At 33.3% G+C, this 1,302-nt stretch carries 3 protein-coding genes; all 3 read right to left on the minus strand.

All coding sequences use genetic code 11. The features are described from left to right. On the minus strand, positions 1-247 hold a 247-nt coding region (locus ACQV18_RS09325), incomplete at its 3' end, for a hypothetical protein (protein WP_428893008.1). Next, positions 240-1,157: a hypothetical protein gene (locus ACQV18_RS09330; protein ID WP_428893009.1), complete on the minus strand. Its 918-nt coding sequence runs from the start codon at positions 1,155-1,157 to the stop codon at positions 240-242. The genes ACQV18_RS09330 and ACQV18_RS09325, both read right to left, overlap by 8 nt. Next, positions 1,132-1,287: a hypothetical protein gene (locus tag ACQV18_RS09335; RefSeq protein WP_428893010.1), complete on the minus strand. Its 156-nt coding sequence runs from the start codon at positions 1,285-1,287 to the stop codon at positions 1,132-1,134. Before ACQV18_RS09335 ends, ACQV18_RS09330 begins: the two co-directional genes overlap by 26 nt. Between the last annotated feature and the right edge of the window lie 15 nt (positions 1,288-1,302).

Below are 1,302 nucleotides of genomic sequence, written 5' to 3' on the forward strand. Positions count from 1 at the left end.
TCTTTGCTAAGTGTTCTTTAGCAAATTGGTTCGCTAAAGTGTGAACTTTTGATTGAATTTGTTTTTGTTCTTCATAGTTGATCGTGATTTCTTTAGTGACACGTTCAACTAAATTGGTCATTCGTTTTTCAGAATCTTCAACGTCTTTCTTCATTTGTTTCATTTCACGAACTAGTTTTAGTTGTGTTTGAATTGTATGCTCTAATTGTTCTAAACCTTGTGGATCTAACGTTGTTAAATCAGTCATTTATAATCTCTCCTTCTAAAATAATTTTTTGAGACAATAGCTCATTTATATCTCGAGTAAACCGATTTAAGTTATTCAACAATTGGTTTAATTCTTGTTGAACGAGTGGGTCACTCTGCGCCAGCGAACTCAAATCGCTGTAAACAAGAGCACTTGCTTTGCTTAAAAAGCTATTGCTTTCTTTCAGTAACTTGTGCAAGTCGTTATACTCACTAATCTTCTTTTGCGTTTGATTCAATTGACCTTGTGAAGCTTGAATCGCTTCGTTGAGTTCGTCATACTTAATTGATTTTTTATTGACTTCCTCTTGTTCTCTCAACAACTTCTGATGTTCTTCTATCAGTCGTTGGTTAGTTATTTGCAACTGACTAACCTTTGATTTGATTTCATGGTAGTCGTTGGGGAAAACTTCCTTTTCAACCACCTTAGTTACCGTTTGTGGTTCTTGATTTGAAAGTTCGTTGATGATCTCATCTTTTTGTTTGAGTTGTTTTTTTAAGGCTTGCTCCATTTTTTTATATTCGTCATGACTTTTTACATTGCCTTTGAACACAGCTTCATTGACTTCTGGTATTGCTGACGGTTTCGACATTTCGTTTTTTATTCTTTGAGGTTGCTGTAAAAATATTTCTCTTTTTTTAGGGTTATCCAACTGTTGGACAAGCTTAAAGTTATTAATATAGTTATAAGCATTGCTTTTAGAAAAGCCTTTGCTTTCCACCCATTTTTGAAACGTTCCACCATCATAATTTGCTAACTCTTGCTGGGCTTGATATAGAACGCAGCCTACTTCGATTGAATAGTTTTGATAAATGCCGTCTAATTGATTGCTCAAGCCTTTTAATTTTTTGGCTGTTTCATAGTTAAGTAGGTTATAATCAAACTCACTTTGATTCTTTATTTCGTGCAATTTTTATCAACTCCCTTTTCTTGCGTTCTAAGATTTTTATCTTAGCTTGAGATAAATCTCTTTGATTCATTATTTCTTTAATTTCTGACTCGATTGTTTTTAAATCGTTTGATAATGATAGTTCGTTCATTTACATGCTCCTTTC

The organism is Facklamia sp. P9177 (assembly GCF_050409585.1).
Lineage (GTDB): Bacteria > Bacillota > Bacilli > Lactobacillales > Aerococcaceae > Facklamia.

Excerpts from the sequence above, each read along its gene's own strand:
- ACQV18_RS09335 (WP_428893010.1), bottom strand. The coding sequence starts at position 1,287 with ATGAACGAACTATCATTATCAAACGATTTAAAAACAATCGAGTCAGAA.